The organism is Pseudomonas fluorescens HK44, from assembly GCF_000217955.3.
Lineage (GTDB): Bacteria > Pseudomonadota > Gammaproteobacteria > Pseudomonadales > Pseudomonadaceae > Aquipseudomonas > Aquipseudomonas fluorescens_AQ.
Map to the genome: position 1 here is coordinate 181,777 of NZ_AFOY02000002.1, position 18,033 is coordinate 199,809.

Annotated in this window: 13 protein-coding genes and 1 pseudogene; 6 read left to right on the forward strand and 8 right to left on the reverse strand. The window is 60.4% G+C overall.

Going from position 1 to position 18,033, the window contains the following annotated elements; all coding sequences use genetic code 11:
- Positions 1 to 90 precede the first annotated feature (90 nt).
- Positions 91 to 975 (forward strand): LysR family transcriptional regulator, encoded by an 885-nt coding sequence (locus HK44_RS01095; RefSeq protein WP_019689788.1) that lies wholly within the window; start codon positions 91 to 93, stop codon positions 973 to 975.
- Positions 976 to 1,611: 636 nt separating this feature from the next.
- Positions 1,612 to 1,944, forward strand: a complete 333-nt coding sequence (locus HK44_RS01100; protein WP_019689790.1) for a hypothetical protein — start codon at positions 1,612 to 1,614, stop codon at positions 1,942 to 1,944.
- Positions 1,945 to 2,097: 153 nt separating this feature from the next.
- Here HK44_RS01100 and astA read toward each other — a convergent pair whose 3' ends face one another.
- The 6 genes and pseudogenes from astA to HK44_RS01130 all read right to left on the reverse strand — a co-directional run bounded on the left by astA (position 2,098) and on the right by HK44_RS01130 (position 8,338).
- Entirely contained in the window at positions 2,098 to 3,132 is a 1,035-nt protein-coding gene (gene astA, locus HK44_RS01105; RefSeq protein ID WP_019689791.1) for an arginine N-succinyltransferase, read from the reverse strand.
- A 31-nt stretch (positions 3,133 to 3,163) separates the two neighbouring features.
- On the reverse strand, positions 3,164 to 4,180 hold the full coding sequence (locus HK44_RS01110; protein WP_019689792.1) for an arginine N-succinyltransferase: 1,017 nt from the start codon (positions 4,178 to 4,180) through the stop codon (positions 3,164 to 3,166).
- A gap of 171 nt (positions 4,181 to 4,351) precedes the next feature.
- A pseudogene (locus HK44_RS01115) lies at positions 4,352 to 4,849 on the reverse strand (APC family permease); the annotation flags it as partial.
- Positions 4,850 to 4,993: 144 nt separating this feature from the next.
- A complete protein-coding gene (locus HK44_RS01120; protein ID WP_019689794.1) occupies positions 4,994 to 5,746 on the reverse strand; it encodes an N-formylglutamate amidohydrolase in 753 nt (250 codons plus the stop codon).
- Positions 5,730 to 7,481 carry an isochorismatase family protein gene (locus HK44_RS01125; protein ID WP_080690561.1) on the reverse strand — a complete coding sequence of 584 codons (1,752 nt, stop codon included), beginning with the start codon at positions 7,479 to 7,481 and terminating at the stop codon, positions 5,730 to 5,732. Before HK44_RS01125 ends, HK44_RS01120 begins: the two co-directional genes overlap by 17 nt.
- 2 nt (positions 7,482 to 7,483) lie before the next feature.
- Positions 7,484 to 8,338 (reverse strand): MurR/RpiR family transcriptional regulator, encoded by an 855-nt coding sequence (locus tag HK44_RS01130; protein WP_019689795.1) that lies wholly within the window; start codon positions 8,336 to 8,338, stop codon positions 7,484 to 7,486.
- Positions 8,339 to 8,596: 258 nt separating this feature from the next.
- On the opposite strand from HK44_RS01130, the gene cobF reads away from it, so the two are divergent.
- Positions 8,597 to 9,364 (forward strand): precorrin-6A synthase (deacetylating), encoded by a 768-nt coding sequence (cobF, locus tag HK44_RS01135; RefSeq protein ID WP_019689796.1) that lies wholly within the window; start codon positions 8,597 to 8,599, stop codon positions 9,362 to 9,364.
- 9 nt (positions 9,365 to 9,373) lie between these two features.
- Here cobF and HK44_RS01140 read toward each other — a convergent pair whose 3' ends face one another.
- Together HK44_RS01140 and xthA are read right to left on the reverse strand one after the other, a co-directional pair.
- The gene (locus HK44_RS01140; RefSeq protein WP_024264672.1) at positions 9,374 to 10,714 is read right to left on the reverse strand and encodes a substrate-binding domain-containing protein; all 1,341 of its coding nucleotides are present in this window, start codon (positions 10,712 to 10,714) and stop codon (positions 9,374 to 9,376) included.
- A gap of 201 nt (positions 10,715 to 10,915) precedes the next feature.
- Entirely contained in the window at positions 10,916 to 11,728 is an 813-nt protein-coding gene (gene xthA, locus HK44_RS01145; protein WP_019689798.1) for an exodeoxyribonuclease III, read from the reverse strand.
- A 174-nt stretch (positions 11,729 to 11,902) separates the two neighbouring features.
- Between xthA and HK44_RS01150 the strand changes: the two genes are divergently transcribed.
- From HK44_RS01150 to HK44_RS01160, 3 genes are all read left to right on the forward strand, one after another.
- Positions 11,903 to 12,553 carry a GNAT family N-acetyltransferase gene (locus HK44_RS01150; protein WP_019689799.1) on the forward strand — a complete coding sequence of 217 codons (651 nt, stop codon included), beginning with the start codon at positions 11,903 to 11,905 and terminating at the stop codon, positions 12,551 to 12,553.
- 65 nt (positions 12,554 to 12,618) lie between these two features.
- A complete protein-coding gene (locus HK44_RS01155; RefSeq protein WP_019689800.1) occupies positions 12,619 to 14,346 on the forward strand; it encodes an autotransporter assembly complex protein TamA in 1,728 nt (575 codons plus the stop codon).
- Positions 14,343 to 18,014 (forward strand): translocation/assembly module TamB domain-containing protein, encoded by a 3,672-nt coding sequence (locus tag HK44_RS01160; protein WP_019689801.1) that lies wholly within the window; start codon positions 14,343 to 14,345, stop codon positions 18,012 to 18,014. The genes HK44_RS01155 and HK44_RS01160 overlap by 4 nt, the downstream gene beginning before the upstream one ends.
- The last annotated feature ends 19 nt before the right edge of the window (positions 18,015 to 18,033 follow it).

Genomic DNA, 18,033 nt, shown 5'->3' on the forward strand with positions numbered 1-18,033 from the left:
CTATCAGATTGATTTGATAAGTTGATTTTTAAGGTTGATTGATAGATAAAACTCAGCAATCGATTGTAGTCAGCATGGTGAGGAACGGTGATGACAGTCAAGCAGATCAGGGCGTTTTTGGCGGTGGCGCAGAGTTTGAGCTTTGCGGTGGCCTGTGAGCGGCTGCACCTGTCGCAGTCGGCGTTGAGTTTGACCATCAAGGCGCTGGAAGACGGACTCGGTGGGCGGCTGTTCAGCCGCACGACCCGCAACGTTGCGCTGACCCCGGAGGGCGAGTCCCTGCTGCCGCTGGCCCGGCGGTTGATCGCTGACTGGGACAACGCCGAGGATGAAATGCGCCAGCGTTTCACCCTGCAGCGAGGCCGGGTGACGCTGGCGGCGATGCCGTCGTTTGCCGGCAACTTGCTGCCGCCAATCCTCAAGATCTTTCGTGCGCGCTACCCCAAGGTCAACGTCACGGTGAACGACGTGATCAACGAGCAGGTGCTGGAAATGGTCCGTGACCGTCATGTGGAGCTTGGGGTGGCGTTTGAGCCGACGCAGAGTTCGTCGCTGGAATTCACTCCGTTGTACATGGATCGCTTTGTCGCGGTGGTGCCGAGTGATTCGCCTCTGGCCGAGCGTGACGAGATCGACTGGAAAACGCTGCTGGAGCAGCCGTTTATCACGTTGCAGCGGCCGTCGACGGTGCGGGTGATGCTTGAGGAGCACTTGCAGGCGCGGCAGATGAAGTTGCCGGTGGAGTTTGAGAGTCATCAGTTGGCGACCGTTGGGCGGATGGTTGCCAGTGGGCTGGGGGTGAGTGCGGTGCCGGCGTTGTGTGTCGAGCAGATGCGGGAGCTTGGGGCGTGTTGCATTACCTTGAGTGATCCGGTGATTGAGCGGGCGATTGGGGTGTTGACCAAGCCGGGGCATGAGCTGTCGGCGGCGGCGCAGGCATTGTTTGACATTCTCAAGGACGAAGTTCGCCTGTAGTTGCCGCAGGCTGCGATCTGTTGGCCTTGGCGGCCTGACAGCCGACCCATCTCCCGTAGATGTACATATCCATTTCTGCGGTAACGGCTGCTGGCGGTTTCGCCCTTACGGCGAGGCACTTTTGGCAAACGCCCCAAAAGTACCCAAAAGGTCTCGCCCCAAGCGTACGGCACCTCGCCTAGGCTCGGCGTCCCCTCGCTCCGGTGTCCATCAGGGGGCATCGCCTACGGTCTACTTCGCGACGACCTCCTCTCGATGTGTCCGGCTGCGCCGTACGGCGCTGCGCGCCCACCCCCTGATGAACACCTCCACTCGGCCTCCCGATGGGGCGGGTGGATCAAGATCAAGGGCGGCAGGCGAGCTAACGCTCGGCCTGTTGAGTGGTTTGTGGATCAACAGAACGCGCGCAAACCTGTGGGAGCGTGGCTTGCCCGCAATGGCGGCCGTTCAGGCGGTGAGGTTTCTGGGCAAGCTCGTCGGAGATTTCCCGCACGTTATAGCGGTGTCCATGAACTGGCGTGAGTTGGGCTTCATCGATAGGCTTCAGGTGTCACTGCACATTCAGTGACAGGGTGTAGGAACCCTTCAAAACCAGAGAGACGCGTAGCCGCTTCCATACCGACTTGAGGTTTGAAAATGAACACCTACACCCCCAATCCACCCTACGTCCCGCCAACTTCCCATCCCTCCAACCGCTACATGGCCCTCACCAGTAACTGCTCTGACATGCCGACCCTGTTCGTCGACACCCACGCGCCGCTCGATATCCTGCTCGACGCTGCCCGTTATCGCATTCGTGCGGTGACTCAAGTGCTGGAGAACCTGGCGATGCGCGGGGAGATTGCCAGCGATTCGGTGATCCTCAACGATTTCGCCTTGCTGTGCGCCATTCCGTTGCGGGATGGTTGTGATCTGCTGGATGTGCTCGGGCGGCGGTTGCCAGAGCCCGTTTTGGCGTCAGTTAAATAGAGTGTTCAGTGCGGTCTGTCTTTTTCTCGATCCTGCGACAGGCTTTTCACGAATTACTTACATCCTGAAGCGCAGATTGAACTGACAAAAGGATTTGACCCCATCAAGCAGAAAACCCGCCATGTGCGGGTTTTTTGCTATTTGTTTGGCACGTTATGCGGCAACCGCCTGCTGTTGTTGCTTGAGCAACGGCACGGCACGCACGGAGCTGCCAGCTTGCAATTGCAGGCGCTTGGCGGTCAGGCGATCGACCAGCAAGCTGTTGCCGACCAGTCCGGCGCGGGCGGCGGTGATGCGGCAGTTTTCCAGGCGCTGGTTATGGATCAACCAGAGCGGCGCATTGTCGTCAGGTGTGCCGACCATCAGGTCCAGCGACTGGCTGTTGCGCACGGCACGGATTTTCGAGACCTGGGCTTCGATGACCGGACCGCCGTCGAAGATGTCGATGTAACCCTTATGGGAAAAGCCTTCGTTGCAGAGGATTCTGCGCGCCGGTTCGGCGTTTTGATGGGCCTTGCCGATCACCGCCCGAGCTTGCTCGGTGAGCAGGCAGGTGTACAGCGGCTGACGTGGCATCAGCTCGGCGATGAACGACTTGTTGCCGAGCCCGGACAGATGATCGGCGTGGCTGAAATCCATTTTGAAAAAATGTCGACCCAGGCTGTCCCAGAACGGCGAGCACCCTTGCTCGTCGGCGCTGCCGCGCAGTTCGGCGATCAGTTTTTCACCGAACAAGTGTGGGAATTCGGCGACAAACAGCAATCGCGCGACCGACAGCAGCCGGCCGTTATGGCCCTGACGCTGATCGGGGCGCAGGAACAGCGAGCAGATTTCCGATTGGCCGGTCATCTCGTTGTTGAGGAACAAGGTCGGGATTTGTCGACGTATTCCCAGGTCTGCCGAGGTGTTGACCGTCAACCCGACGCGGTAGTTGTACCAGGGTTCGCGCAGCCCGATGGCACCTGTCAGGGCGCTGACGCCGATCACTTGCTGATCATCGTCTTCGAGCACGAACAGGTAGTCGGCGTCGGCCCGTTCAACTTGCCCGGCAAAGGTCCGCTGCGCCCAGCGTACGCGCAGGGTCAGACGTTCTTCGTTGGCCGGCAGCGAGGTGAACCCCGGGCCGGCGCGGCGTGCCAGCGCCAGCAGCGCGGGCAGGTCAGTCATTTGAACCGGGCGCACGATCATGATGGAGCTCCTTGAGTGCGGAAGATCTGCTTCATAGCGCAATCAGCCGAACCGGGCCGCCGTTGTCCAGTTGCAAGGCGTCGAGCTGAGTGGCGTCGAGCATGACGGGCTCGTCTGCGCTCCAGTCCAGGTCGGCGATAATCGCCCGGTAGTTTTTTAGCGCGTCATTGCTCAGCAGGTAGGACGTCTTGCCGCCGCTGTGTGAACTCAGGTGCGCAACGGCCGTGCGGGTCTGGGCGATCGAACGAATACTCGGGGTGCGCGCAAACAGCGTTGGCCCACCGTCGAAGAGGTCGATGTAGCTGTTGGTCTCGAAACCTTCACGCTCAAGGATATCGAAGGCTTCCTGGCCATCTGGATGAATCCGGCCAATACAGGCCTGAGCGCTGTGCGGCAGCATCGGCACGTAGATCGGGTAGTGCGGCATCAACTCGGCGAGAAAGCTTCGGTTCTGCAAGCCGCAGAGGCGTTCGGCCTCGGCGTAGGGCAGGTCGAAAAAGTGCTTGCCCAGTGCATCCCAGAATGGCGACTCACCCGTATCGCTGCTGTAGCCGACGATTTCGGTAATCACTGCGTCGGAAAAGCGTTGCGGATGGGCGGCAATGAACATCAGCCGGGCTCGTGAAAGCATTTCCGAGGAGGGCGTGCGCTCAAGCTCGGCGTTGACGTGAAAACCGCGCAGCAAGGTATGGGCGCTGAGGTCCTGGCATAACGATAGCGCCGGCACCCCGTGATGAATGTTCAGCTCGCGCGACTCGCTGGTGAATGGGCGGTTGCGCAGGCTGTAGAAGGGCTCGTTGAAACCGGCGGTCGCGAGGACTTCCGAACAGCCTAGCAATCGTTGACTGGCCAGATCCTCCAGCACGAAGAAATAGTTCTCCGGGCCATGGCTCTTCACGTCACTGGCAAACGAAGCGCAGGAAGCGTGAATCTTCTGGCGCAGGCGCTCGGTGTCGTCCGGCAACGAGGTGACACCCACCAGACTGTCGCGCGCAAGTTGCTGCAACTGAGGCAGGTCGGATAACTGAACTGGACGTAAGGCCAGCATGGATGTACTCCCGTATCAAAGGGCCTGGTGCCAGGCATCAGGCTTGACTATCACTGTCGGTTTCCACGCATTACAACGGCGGTCGGCTGATCCCTGTCAGCGACCGCTCGACGTTTCAAATATTGGCCTTTTTTAACTGTTGGAAGGGTCCGGCAACACAGCGCTGGCGCCGATTCTGTTGAGGAAAAACAGGTAGACCAGGCCCGCCGCAATCCAGATGCCGCCGAGCTTTTGCGCATCGACACCCATGTTGTAGAGGATGGCGCTGACGATGATGAAACCGACCTTGGGAATGTCCGGGTACAGGTGATTCAACGCCATCGCCGCATACACGTAGAGCAGCGGCGGGATCAGCAGGTAGTCGAGCAGCATCAGGCAGCCGGCGATAAAGCCGATATGCGGGTGCAGCCCGCGTTGAGCATAGGAGTAGACCGAGCCGGCGATCGGGAAGGCCCGCGCCATGCTGCCGTAACTCAACGCGGTGAACAGCATTGCCACCGTGCCGATGATGTAGGCCAGCGGCACGATGCCGGGCGCCTCCTGGTTCACATAGCCGTATACGCCGAACGGGGCGATGGGGATCATGAAAATCATCCCGTAAACCACCAGATCGGTCAGCGACAGGCTGCGTTTCAACTCTTGCTTGTAGCCGAATTCTTCTATTTCCATGAAGCGCTTCTCCTTGTAAGCCACTACGGCAATGTGTTTGAACCTGGCAGGTCATAAACACGCTGACGCGTTTGTTATCGTTGCTTTACCGGTATAACCATCCGTGTTTTTTCAGCTTGAAACTGTTCGCTTGAGGTCGTGGCTTTACAGCAGTGGCGCCAGATAATCGCTCCAGGTCTGGACCGCCAGCCGATTGCGCAACAGGTCGTTGCGCACCTCGATCAGCACCGCATCGATGCCACGGGCGTCGCCATGAAACGGCACCGTCATGTCGCTCGCCGGATTGATTTTGTAGGGCTGATTGCCGGCGACCCGCAGTGGATGCTTGGCCAACCCCTCGATCAGCCGGTTCGCATAGTCCTCGGCCTGCCCATACAGCACGCCGGCTTCCAGCGCTCGTGGCTGGCCGAAGTAGATCGGCGTGAAGCTGTGAATCCCCACCACCCGCACCGTGCGACCCTCGGCCACGCGGGCATCGATCAGTTCGCCAAGGCGGGTATGAAACGGCGTGAACAGGCACTGGCGGCGGTAGTCGCGGGTCGCTGCGTCGAGGTGCTGATTCCCCGGCACCTGATAAATTTCGCTCTTGGCCGGGATGCTGTCCGGGGCCTGCAACGGACGGTTGAGGTCGATCAGCAGGCGCGAGTAGTTGGCCGCCAGCAGGGTCGCGCCGAGGGCTTTGGACAGGCTCTCGGCGAGCGCCAGCGCGCCTATGTCCCAGGCAATGTGCTGGTGCGCGGCCTCGCCGCTCAACCCCAGATCGTTCAAGGCCGTCGGGATGTAGCGGCTGGCATGTTCACACACCAGAATCAGCGGGTGCTCGGACGCTTCCCGGCTCAGGCTGTAAGCCGGCTCGGTGTAGAGTCCATTCTCGGCGGACTCAGTAGAGGCGTGCATAGTGCTCACAGAGTTGGGCGGGTGACAGGTGTCGGGTCAAGGCGAGTTCCTCGGTTTTGACGGCGAAGTAGGTGTCGAGCAGGGCGCTTGGCAAGGCTTCAAGCAAGGCCTCACTGCCCCGCAAGTGGTTCAGGGCCTGCGCGAGTGACGCAGGCAGGGCGACGATGCCGCGGCGCTGGCGTTGTTCTTCATTCAGCGAATCCGGGACTTCATCGGTGATCGCGTTCAGCGCCAGGCGTTGCTCGATGCCCAGTCGGCCGGCAATCAGCACGGCGGCCAGCGCCAGATGCGGGGAGGCCGTGGCGTCCATGGCGCGGAATTCAAGGTTGTATTGCGCGGCTTCGGATTTGCCGCCCAGGCTCACGGTCGGGCAGATCCGCAGCGAGGCCTCGCGGTTGCGTTGACCCAGGCACGCATACGACGCGCTCCAGTGATGCGGTTGCAGGCGCTCATAGGAAATCGGTGTCGGCGCGGTCAACGCGCAGAGGGCCGGCAAGTAGTGCAACACGCCTGCGGACCAGTGCTGGCCGAGGGTTGACAGGCCATTGGCGGTTCCGGCGTCATACAGCACCGGATGGCCGGACAGGTCGTGCAGGCTCAGGTGCAGGTGTACGCCGTTGCATACCGCATGCTCGGAAGTCTTGGGCGCAAAGCTCAGGTTCAGGCCCATTTGCCGGGCAATCTCACGGGTGATCTCGCGCACGTTGACCGCCCGGTCGGCCGCCGCGACGCCTTGGGTCGGCCGGCAAGTGATTTCGTATTGGTGTTGGCCATATTCGGGCAGGAACATTTCCGGCTCGACCCCACCTGCGCGCAAGGCGCTGAGCAGCCAGCCGCCGAACGCTGCGCCCTGACGCTGGGCTTCCAGCGAAAACGCCAGATGCTCGGCCTGGGCGCTGTCGGTGGTGAGGTTGAATTCGTGCTCGAAGGCCGAAGTGATCTGCAGCCCCAGCTCATCGTGGTAACGCTGTACTTCGCTGCGCAGCAGCGTCCGCGGGCAGGCAGCCCATGGGCGGCCATCGGTTTCGCAAATGTCGCCATGGATAAAGTCCAGAGCCGGCGCACTGGCATCGGGACCGTTGCTGACCGTCACGCGACTGGCCAGGTCGGGGATCAGCCGCAAGTCGCCGTAGGCCCCCCACGGGTTACTGGAGGCGATGATGTCTTGCGGGGTCAGCGCGCTGTTGGCCGGGACCCAACTGCAACCGGCGGTTTTGTAGTGTTCGAGTTCATCGCTGGGAAACGACCGGCCGCGGGTCACGCCGATCAGGTCCGTGGTGACGATGCCGGCGATGATCAGATGGCGGGTTTGCAGGTTGCGCAGCACATAGTCGATGTTGGTCGAGTTGAAGACCCCGGAGGAGGTCTTGGGCAAGACGATTTCGTTTTCGACCGGTGTCAGTTCTTCAATGATGGCGGCGTGCGGGCTGCCTTTTGGCAGGTGCATGTCCGACAGTTTGTGGTCCAGCGAGCGGTCGCGACCGTCGGCGGTGAGGCTTTCGATGAGCGTGTGCAGAACGTTCTGCCGAGCGGTGCGCACGGCGGCCAGCAGCCTGAGCTGGTTGGGAATCACCTGTTGACGGGTGCGCTCGAGAAAGTACTTGGCGTCGGGCCGTTGCAGATGCGGGTCGAACTGCGGCTCAAGCCAGGCGCGTTGCATGTCCACCAGCAGCAACGCGGTGTGGTTGATAGCAAACGGCAGATCGCGGGGTGAGTGATGGGGGAGCATAAACATCCTTATTTTTCCTCCAGCAGGTGAGTGGTGAAATCGCTTCGTAGCGCGTCGATGCCTTCCAGCCGCTCGGCAAGATCGGGGCAACGCAGCGTCAGGCAGGCAATCAAGGCTTCGACCTGGGCCAGCGCCGGCACCAGGGTGTCGAAGGCCGATACCGACTCCACGGGCGCGGTGATTACCAGATCCGCCATCTCGCGCAGTGGCGAGGCGTAGATGTCGGTGAACAACACGACGCGCGCATGCCGGTTCCTGGCCGCGCTGGCGACACGCAGTGCCTGGGATTGATAGCGTCGATAGTCGAACAGCAGCACCACGTCCTGGCGTTGCACATCGAACAGCCGATCGGGCAGTTGCGCGTTGTCTTCCAGGGCAAAGCAGCCCGCACGCAACAAGCGCAAATGATTGAGCAGGTAGTGGGCGAGGAAGCTGCTGAAGCGTCCGCCGAAGCAATGCACTTGATGCCGTGTATCCAGCAGCCACTCCACCAGAATGCGCACATCTTCGGGTTGGGTCAGGGCCTGGGTTTCGAGCAGGGCGCGGTGACTGTCCGCCAGATAATGGGTCCAGGCATCGTCTTGCTTGAGGTGCGAACGCGGTTGCAACAGCGCGCTGGGCGAGCACTGCCGGTGATCCATGTCGCTGAGGAGCGCGTCCTGGAAATCGGCATAGCCACCGAAGCCGAGCTTTTTCACCAGACGCACGATGGTCGGATCGCTGACGCCGGCATGTTCGGACAGGCGCGACATCGGGCCCAGCCCGTTACGCGGGTACTGGTCCAGCAATGCGCGTATGACTTTGCGTTCCGACGGCGTGAGGTCCAGGCCGGGATCGGTGATCCGGTCTCTGAGTGAGGGCATCCGAGCTCCTGCTAGAGGGGGGTGTTGCTTTTATTTCATAATCTGTTAAATCAGTATTTATGTAATTTATGCTACATGTCTAGTGAATTTTTTCAGGTGCCTGAAAAGCACTAAAGTCGGGCGAAAGTCTTGTCCGACAAGGCCTGCGTGGGTTTCGCTTGATGTTGTACGCTAGTGCTTTAGTTCGTGTAGGAAGTTGGCGCGTTTTTCTACGGATAAGCCGTTGGACACAATGACGCACAGCGAGGTGAAGCATCCATGAAGCAGCTACTGGTCATTGGCATCGGTGCCGGCGATCCCGAATACATCACGATCCAGGCGGTCAATGCGTTGAACCGGGTCGATGTGTTCTTTTTGATGGACAAGGGGCAGAGCAAGGACAAGCTGATCGACCTGCGGCGGGAAATCTGCGAGCGCTATATCACCGATCCGGCTTATCGCTTCGTCGAGGCCCACAGCCCCGAGCGGGTGCGCGGCGATGTGGACTACAACGCCAGCGTTGTCGATCTGAACCGCGACAAGCAACAGACCTTCGAGCGCTTGATCAACGAAGAGATGATGGACGACGAGTGTGCGGCGTTTCTGGTGTGGGGCGATCCGGCGTTGTACGACAGCACCCTGCGGATCTTGCAGGCGATACTCGAATCCGGTCGTTGTACCTTCACCTTCGAGGTGATTCCCGGCATCAGCAGCGTCCAGGCCCTGGCGGCGCGGCACAAGGTGCCGTTGAATCGCATTGGGCGCTCGGTTGAAATCACCACCGGTCGCAGGCTGGCTGCGGGCCAGGTCAGTGATGCCGACAGCTTGGTGGTGATGCTCGACGCAGAAGATTCCTACCGGCAGGTGGCCGATCAGGAGCAGCAGATTTACTGGGGGGCCTACCTTGGCACGCCGGATGAAATTCTTATTTCCGGCAAGCTCAAAGACGTTGCGCAAGAGATTGCGCGGGTCAGGAAAGCTGCACGGTTGGCCAACGGCTGGATCATGGACACCTATTTATTGCGCAAGCCTGAATCGCCAGAGTGAGCGCTGCTGTCAATACACCCAGACTTCTACCCGGCGATTCTTGATTCGTCCTTCATCGGCACTGTTGGCCGCCACCGGCATTTCGGCTCCGAAGCCACGAATCTCGCGAAACACCACACCACCCTTCACCAGCTCGCGGCGCACCGCCATGGCGCGCAGTTTCGATAGCAGGGCGGCCCGCTGCGAATCGGTCTTGGCATCGCCGAAGCCAACCAGTGTCACCTGCTTGTTCAGCTTGTCGTGTTGCCTTAAATAGTCGAGCACCCGCGACAGGTCCTGCCGGGCCTTGTTGTCCAGGCTGGCGCTGCCTTCTTCGAAGCGAAAATTCACCGTGAGTCGTTGTGCATGATCGATGATTGCCCGGTAGCCGTCAGGCATCTGCGGGCTCGGCGCGACGTTCATGGCTTGCACGGTCTGCGCGATAAAACCATTGGCGGCAACAATCGCCTGACCCTTACTGCTCTGAGCGTATTTCACCAGCGCGTCGACCCAGGGATTTTGGCCGTTGGGTGGCAAATAGAAATACAACCGACGCGACAGCGGATAGTCCTCGGTGGCGATCAGGCTATTGAGCGGCAGCATAGGTTGCGAGTCGCCATCGACAATCGCCACAGCCTTGGCCTGACGCACGTAAGGCAAGCCGATAAAACCGATGCCTTGCGGGTCCTGGCTGACCGCATCGGACAACTGCTCGCTGGATTCGAAGCGCTTTGCCGAACCGGCCAGTACTTTCCCGCGATGGATCAGGACCAGTTCCTTGAAGGTGTCGTAGGTGCCTGAATGGTCATCCCGGGCATAGAGGTTCACCGGGCCACCGGTGCCACCGAGTTCTTCCCAGGTTTTCACTTCGCCACTGAAAATCCGCGCCAGTTGTTCGGTGTTCAGTTGCGTCAGCGGGTTTTGCGGATGCAGGATGATCGCTAGGCCGTCGATGGCGATGACTTGCTCGGCGTTCGGGCTTTTCAGGTCGCCGAGGGTGTCGAGATCGACCAGTTCGCGGTCCTTGATCGGGCGCGAAGACGCCGCCAGATCGGCGCTGGCGTTTTTCAGCGCGGTGAACCCGGTGCTGGAGCCGTGGGCGGCGATGTCCACGACCACCCGCCGACCTTGGGCCGTCTGGCCGACAATCTGCTGCTCGTTGTCTTTGTCCGAGATTTCGCTATGGACCTTCCGTAACCCTTGTTCCAGCAACAACCCTTTGACCAGCGCCGGACCCAGGGCCGCACCGATGGTGTTGGAGCCTTGAATGCGCAGGGCAGGACCACGCTCGGGTATCGGCAGCTCAGCGGCGGTGGCAGAGAGTGGAAGCAAACCGCAGAGCAGCAGCGGTAACAGAGCGCGCAGCATCAGGCCGACACCTTTGAAGGTCACAGGAAGTGTCGGGAGAATAAGACAGGGAGGTTGCTGAAATATGACGATGTTCAGTGTGGGAAGAGCCGGGCGACGTTCGCTTGCTCGCGATGAGGCTATGTCTGTCACATTAAAGGTGACTGACAGATTGCTATCGCGAGCAGGCTCGCTCCCACATTAGTCTGTGTTGATCTTTGGAAATCAGCTCAGCTCAAGCCAGATCGGCGCATGGTCCGAGGGTTTTTCCATGCCGCGCAGTTCGTAGTCGACACCGGCGGCCTTGACCCGTGGCAGCAGCCCTTGGGAGGCGAGGATCAAGTCGATGCGCAGGCCGCGTTTGGGCTCGTCTTCAAAGCCGCGGCTGCGGTAGTCGAACCAGCTGAAGCGGTCTGTTACGTCCGGGTTCAGGTGCCGGAAGCTGTCCACCAGGCCCCAGTTCTTCAAACGGGCCATCCACTCGCGCTCTTCCGGCAAAAAGCTGCATTTACCGGTTTTCAGCCAGCGCTTCATGTTGTCCGGGCCGATGCCGATGTCGCAGTCTTCCGGGGAAATGTTCACATCGCCCATCACCACCAGCGCCTGGTCATTGCTGAACTGGGTTTCGAGCAGCGTCTGCAAGTCGTTGTAGAAGCGCTCCTTGGCCGGGAATTTGGTCGGGTGGTCGCGGTTTTCACCTTGTGGGAAATAGCCGTTCATGATCGTCACCGGTACGCCGTTGGCATCGGCGAACGTGCCCCAGATGAAGCGGCGCTGGGCGTCTTCTTCATCGCTGGCAAAGCCCTTGTGCAACGCGAGCGGTGCCTGACGTGACATAAGGGCGACGCCGTAATGACCTTTTTGGCCGTGGAAGCTCACGTGATAGCCCAGCGCCTCAAGCTCGGCGAGCGGGAACTGGTCGTCGTGCACCTTGGTTTCCTGCAAACCGATGACGTCCGGCTGGTGCTTCTCGATCAGTGCCGCCAGTTGATGGGGGCGGGCGCGCAGGCCATTGATGTTGAACGAGACGATCTTCATGGTCGGCAGTCCTGGCAAAAGTGCGATGCTAGCTGACATGTCCGAAGTCAGCCAGCGTGGCAGTAGGGCAGATGCACTGCTAATGTCCTTTAATGTGGAACGATCACCGTTGTAGCGGGTTCGTACTTATAAGAACGGGGCCATTTTAGCCCCGCTCAGGGGAGATAGACCGTCATGCCTGAAACTTCTAACGCAATGGCCGACGTTCATCGGCTCGACAGTGGCTATTCGCACGAAGCTCGCTCCTTGCTGTACCACGCCTATCGGCATGAGCCGGTCTTCAAGTACCTGTTCGAGGCCGAACGCCCTGGCTATGAACACCGGGTCCGGGCCACGGTACGGGAACTGGTCGAACAGCATTTTGCGCAGGATTTGCCGGCGATTGGTCTGCTGGTCAATGACCGGCTGATCGGCATTGCGCTGATCGCGCCGCCGCAACGTCGTCTGGGCATCACCGAAAGCTGGGCCTGGCGCCTGCGGATGGTGCTGAGTGCCGGGTTGCGTTGCACCCGACGTTATCTGGAGTATCACGCGGCGGTGGCGGCCTGCCTGCCATCGGACTCGGTGCATGTCTTGCCGTTGCTGGGGGTTCATCCGGAGTTTCAAGGCCAGCACTACGGCGAACAGTTGCTCGGAGCCGTGCATAACTGGTGCGCCGTCGATGAGCATTCCCAGGGTGTGGTACTCGACACCGGAAATCCGCGTTATCTGGAGTTCTATAAACGTCAGGGTTATGAGGAGATTGGCGAGGTGGCGGTAGGGCCTGTTCTCGAGCACGTGTTTTTCCACGCCAATCCGCAGGTGTTACATAGCGCAACAGGTTGAGGGCGAACTTTTGTTCAGATTGTTCACTCTATCGCGCCTCTACGCTCGTGATAGCATCTGCGCCTATGAAGTTTCCAGGAAGATTTACCAGCGGTTTGCTCGTACTGTTCAGCAGCGTAGCAGCCCTGGCTCAAAGTGAATTGAACGTCAGGATCAAACCGTCCAACGATGAACTGAGGGCCAATATAGAGGGCTATATCGGTGGTCTGGGCGATCGTGATGAAGAAGCCTTGTTGCGCTTTCGTCGTGGCGCCGAAGAGCAAGCCCGCAAGGCCGCCCAGGCCTTGGGTTATTACCAGCCCCATATAGAAAGCGAAGTCAAAAACGGCAAGTCGCCAACGTTGGTGTTGAACATCGACCCCGGCGAACCGGTGCATTTGCGCAACGTGACCATTCGTGTCAACGGCCCGGCTGCGACCCTCAAATCCTTTCGTGTACCCAAGAGCGACCTGCTCACCCCCGGTGCCGTTCTCAATCACGGGCATTACGAAGACGCCAAGCGGCTGATCCAGAACCAGGCTTCGCGCTTCGGTTTTTTCAGTGGGCGCTTTACCAGCCAGAAACTGTTGGTTGACCCTCGGGCCGGTGTCGCGGACATCGAACTGATTTACGACAGTGGCCCGCGTTATGCTTTGGGCAAGGTCAACTTTACCGGCGATACGCCGTTCGACGAAGAGCTGCTGCAACGCATGGTGCCGTTCAAGAGCGGGGCACCGTATGACTCCGAACTGATCGCCGAACTCAATCAGGCGTTGCAATCGAGCGGCTACTTCGACGCGGTGCGGGTGGATGCGGCGCCGACTGCTGCGGCCAATGACGTGATTCCGGTGGCGGTCAAACTCGACACGCGCAAACCGCGCACCATGGGCCTGGGGCTGGGCTTTTCGACTGACGTCGGGCCACGGGCCAAGGCCAACTGGACCCGGCACTGGGTCAATGCGCAAGGCCACAGTTATGGCTGGGAAGCGGAAGTCTCGGCGCCGCGGCAGAACGTCGGCCTGTGGTATGACGTGCCACTGGACCCGCCACTCACCGACAAACTGCGCTTTGCCGGTGGTTATCAAAATGAAGAACTGGCCAACACCGACAGTTTGAGCAAATTGCTGACTGTGGGTCCTGAATGGCACAGCGAATTGCCCAGCGGCTGGCAGCGGGTGATTTCGTTGAAATGGCAGCACGAGGAATATCGCCTGGGCGACGATTCGGGCCTGAGTACCTTGCTGATGCCCGGCATCAGTTACTCCTATCTGCGCAGTGATAACCGCATCGACCCGCACAACGGTTACCGCTTGCAGTTCGAGAGCAAGGTGGCCAAGCAAGGGGTGGGTTCGGACAACAACGTGGTGTACGGCACTGCATTGATCAAAGGCATCACCACGGTGTGGGACAACCATCGGTTCCTCGCTCGGGCACAGTTAGGTGGCAGTGCCACCAATGGCTATCGAACCATTCCGCCGTCATTGCGCTTCTTCGCTGGTGGCGATCAGAGCGTGCGCGGTTATGACTACCAGAGTCTGTCCCCGGTAAATTCCGACGGCGAGCGCGTGGGCGGGCGCTACATGGTGGCTGGCAGCGTCGAGTATCAATACTCCATCGCCGAAAAATGGCGGATCGCAACCTTTGTCGATCAGGGCAACTCGTTTAACACGCTGGACCTGCCGAGCCTCAAGACCGGGGTCGGCGTTGGCGTGCGCTGGGTTTCGCCGGTCGGGCCGATCCGCCTCGACCTGGCCCATGCGCTGGATGATCCCGGTGGTATTCGTTTGCACTTTTCCATGGGGCCTGAGCTGTGAAGCGTGGTTTGAAAATAGCGCTGCTGGCGACGCTCTCGCTGGTGGCGTTGCTGTTGCTGAGCATCGGCGCCTTGCTCGGTACACAAGCGGGCAGCCGTTGGACGCTGGGCCAGGTGCCGGGTTTGAGCGTAGAGAATTTCCAGGGGCGCCTGGGCGGCCAATGGAGTGCCGATCATCTGCTCTGGCAGCAAACGGGCAGTCGGGTCGAGCTGAACAAGCCAGTGTTTGCCTGGTCGCCACTGTGCCTGCTGCGCATGACCCTGTGCATCGAGCAATTGAAGGCTGAGCAAGTCATTCTGCAATTTGCCCCGAGCAGCGAAGCCAGCAGCGGGCCGATCAGCCTGCCTGAGTTGAAATTGCCGGTGGCGATCCAGTTGGGCGAGGTGCAAATCGGCAGCCTGTTGCTCAACGGCAGCGAGCAGCTCAAAGACCTGCAACTGGCCGCGCACTGGACGGCCAAGGGCTTGCAGATCGACTCTGTGCATCTGCAACGCGACGACCTCAGCCTGGACCTGTCCGGGCTGCTGCAACCAACCGGCAACTGGCCGCTCAGCGCCGAAGGCAAGCTGACCTTGCCGGCACCGGGTAAAGCACCGTGGACGCTGGCGCTGAAAATCGACGGCGATTTGTTGAAAACCCTGAACCTCAACGCCGACAGCAGCGGTTACCTGCAAGGTCAACTGACGGGCGAGTTGCAACCACTGGTGGAAAACCTGCCGGCCAAGGTGCGGATTACCGCCGATGGCTTCAAGGCCAGCGTGGATTTGCCGGACACCTTGCAGCTCAATCAGCTGGAACTGACCGGCAACGGTGACCTGAAAAACGGTTACCAGTTGCTCGGCAAAGCGACATTGCCAGCGGAGCAGGGCCCGGTCGCGTTGCTGCTGCAAGGCAAGGTCGACGCCAAGGGCGCGCAGATCGCCGGGCTCGATCTGAGCGCCAATGACACGCAAAACCTCAAGCTGAGCGGCCAGCTCGATTGGTCCGAGGGGCTGAGTGCCGAGGCGAAAATCGATTGGCTGGACTTCCCGTGGCATCGGTTGTACCCGCTGATCGCCGAACCCCAGGTGGCGCTGCGCAGCTTCAATGGTCAAGTGTCCTACCGCGACGGCAACTACCTGGGCAACTTCAAGGCGGCGCTGGATGGTCCGGCCGGAGCGTTCAGCCTGAGCAGTCCGTTCAGCGGCGATCTGACGAAAATCTTCCTGCCGGAATTCAAACTGGCGGCCGGGCAGGGCAAGGCCGAAGGGCATTTGAACCTGCAATTCGCCGATGGCATTGCCTGGGACACTGCGCTGGACCTGTCGGCGATCAACCCGGCGTACTGGCTGGCGGAGCTGCCGGGGACCCTGGCCGGTCCGTTGCGCAGCAAGGGTGAAATGAAAGATCAACACCTGAGCCTCGACGCTGACCTCGACCTCAAGGGCAAGCTGCGCGGTCAGCCGGCAGTCTTGCAAGCCAAGGCCGATGGCGTGGGCGAGCGCTGGAACCTCAGCGCGCTGCACATCCGTCTGGGCGACAACCGCATCGATGGCAGCGGCAGCCTGCAACAGAAACTCGCCGGCCAGATTGACATCAAGGCAGCGCGCCTTGGTCAGCTCTGGCCGCAGTTGCGCGGTCAACTCAATGGTCGAGTCGACGTTGCCGGCAACCTCCAGGCACCGCAAGGCAAACTCAGCCTGCAAGGCGTGCAGTTGGCATTTGACGATAATCGCCTGCAAAGCCTGAACCTCGATGCCAGTCTCGACAGCGCGCAACGGGCGAAGATCGACCTCAAGGGTAGCGGCATTCAGGTTGGCGATACTCAACTGGGCACGCTGACCGCCAGCGGCCAGGGCGATATCAAAAACCAGAAGCTGCAACTGGACCTGCTAGGTCCGCAACTGAAACTGGCGCTGGGCCTCGACGGCAATCTGGATAAAGGCAATTGGCGCGGCCGATTGGCCAGTGGCGACATACAGGCCGGCGGCCAGGACTGGAAGCTGCAGAATCCGGCGAAAATCGAACGTCTGGCCGACGGCAAACTGACCTTCGGCGCCCATTGCTGGATGTCCGGGCCGGCCAGCCTGTGCGGCGAAGACCAGCGGCTGATGCCCGAGCCGAAACTGCGTTACCACCTCAAGCAGTTCCCGATCGACAGCCTCGCGCAATGGCTGCCGAAAGACTTCGCCTGGCACGGCAAGCTCAATGCCGACATGCAACTCGACCTGCCGGCCAGTGGGCCGAAAGGCCAGATCATGGTCGATGCCAGCGGCGGTACGCTGCGCATGAAGGAAAAGGATCAGTGGCTGGATTTCCCTTACCAGACGCTGAAGCTGACCAGTACCCTGAACCCGAAACGCATCGACACGCAGCTTGATTTTGTCGGTGGCAAGTTGGGCGAGCTGATGGTGCAGGCGCAGATCAATCCGCTGCCCAAGAGCAAACCGCTGAGCGGTTCGTTCCGTCTGAGCGGTCTGGACCTGTCGGTGGCGCGACCGTTTGTGCCGATGGTCGAGAAACTCACCGGGCGCTTGAATGGCAGCGGCAGTTTGTCGGGCGGGCTGCTGGCGCCGCAGGTCAATGGCAACCTGACCCTCAGCGACGGTGAAATCTCTGGACCGCAACTGCCGACGCGTTTCGAGGCGTTGCAGCTTCAGGCGCAGATTGCCGGCGAGAGCGTGCAGCTCAACGGCGGCTGGAAAAGCGGCAAGGCCGGGCAGGGCAGCTTGAACGGGCATGTTGCCTGGGGGCAAGCGTTGGTGGTGGACCTGAGCCTCAAAGGCACACAACTGCCGGTCACGGTCGAGCCGTACGCCGTGCTGGAAGTGGCACCGGACCTGAAAATCTCGATCAACAACGACAAACTGGCGATTGTCGGCAAGGTGCAGGTGCCCAAAGGCGAAATCACCGTGCGTGAATTGCCGCCGTCAACGGTCAAGGTCTCCGATGACACGGTGATCGTCGGTCACCAGACCGAAGCGGGCAAACCGCCGATGGCCATGGCGATGGACATCGATGTGGTGGTGGGTGAGGACAAGCTCAGCTTTGCCGGGTTCGGCCTGACGGCGAACCTGCAAGGTCATGTGCACATCGGTGACAACATGGACACCCGCGGCGAGCTCTGGCTCAACGATGGCCGTTATCGTGCGTACGGCCAGCGCCTGACGGTACGGCGTGCGCGGCTGCTGTTCGCCGGGCCCATCGATCAGCCGTATCTGGACATCGAAGCGGTGCGCCAGACCGACGACGTGATCGCCGGTATTCGCCTGAGTGGCAGCGCCGAACAGCCGACCACGCAGATCTTCTCGGAGCCAGCGATGAGCCAGGAACAGGCACTGTCCTATCTGGTGCTCGGGCGTCCGCTGACCAGCAACGGCGAAGACAACAACATGCTCGCTCAAGCCGCGCTGGGACTGGGCTTGATGGGCAGTTCCGATCTGACCGGCAGTTTGGCCAAGGATCTGGGCATTCAGGACTTCCAGCTCGACACCCACGGCAGCGGCACCACCACCAGCGTGGTGGCCAGCGGCAACCTCTCCGAAAAACTCAGTTTGCGTTACGGCGTCGGGGTCTTCGAACCGGCCAACACCATCGCACTGCGTTACAAGCTGAGCAAAATGGTCTACCTGGAAGCCGCCAGCGGCATCGCCAGTTCGCTGGATATCTTCTACAAACGGGATTTCTAAACCCCGTCCTTCCAAATAC

Bases quoted from the DNA above. Each gene is read 5' to 3' on its own strand.
- HK44_RS01155 (WP_019689800.1), top strand. From the start codon at position 12,619: ATGAAGTTTCCAGGAAGATTTACCAGCGGTTTGCTCGTACTGTTCAGC.
- HK44_RS01120 (WP_019689794.1), bottom strand. From the start codon at position 5,746: ATGCACGCCTCTACTGAGTCCGCCGAGAATGGACTCTACACCGAGCCG.
- HK44_RS01130 (WP_019689795.1), bottom strand. From the start codon at position 8,338: ATGCCCTCACTCAGAGACCGGATCACCGATCCCGGCCTGGACCTCACG.
- HK44_RS01110 (WP_019689792.1), bottom strand. From the start codon at position 4,180: ATGCTGGCCTTACGTCCAGTTCAGTTATCCGACCTGCCTCAGTTGCAG.
- xthA (WP_019689798.1), bottom strand. From the start codon at position 11,728: ATGAAGATCGTCTCGTTCAACATCAATGGCCTGCGCGCCCGCCCCCAT.
- astA (WP_019689791.1), bottom strand. From the start codon at position 3,132: ATGATCGTGCGCCCGGTTCAAATGACTGACCTGCCCGCGCTGCTGGCG.
- HK44_RS01095 (WP_019689788.1), top strand. From the start codon at position 91: ATGACAGTCAAGCAGATCAGGGCGTTTTTGGCGGTGGCGCAGAGTTTG.
- HK44_RS01150 (WP_019689799.1), top strand. From the start codon at position 11,903: ATGCCTGAAACTTCTAACGCAATGGCCGACGTTCATCGGCTCGACAGT.
- HK44_RS01125 (WP_080690561.1), bottom strand. From the start codon at position 7,481: ATGTTTATGCTCCCCCATCACTCACCCCGCGATCTGCCGTTTGCTATC.
- cobF (WP_019689796.1), top strand. From the start codon at position 8,597: ATGAAGCAGCTACTGGTCATTGGCATCGGTGCCGGCGATCCCGAATAC.
- HK44_RS01100 (WP_019689790.1), top strand. From the start codon at position 1,612: ATGAACACCTACACCCCCAATCCACCCTACGTCCCGCCAACTTCCCAT.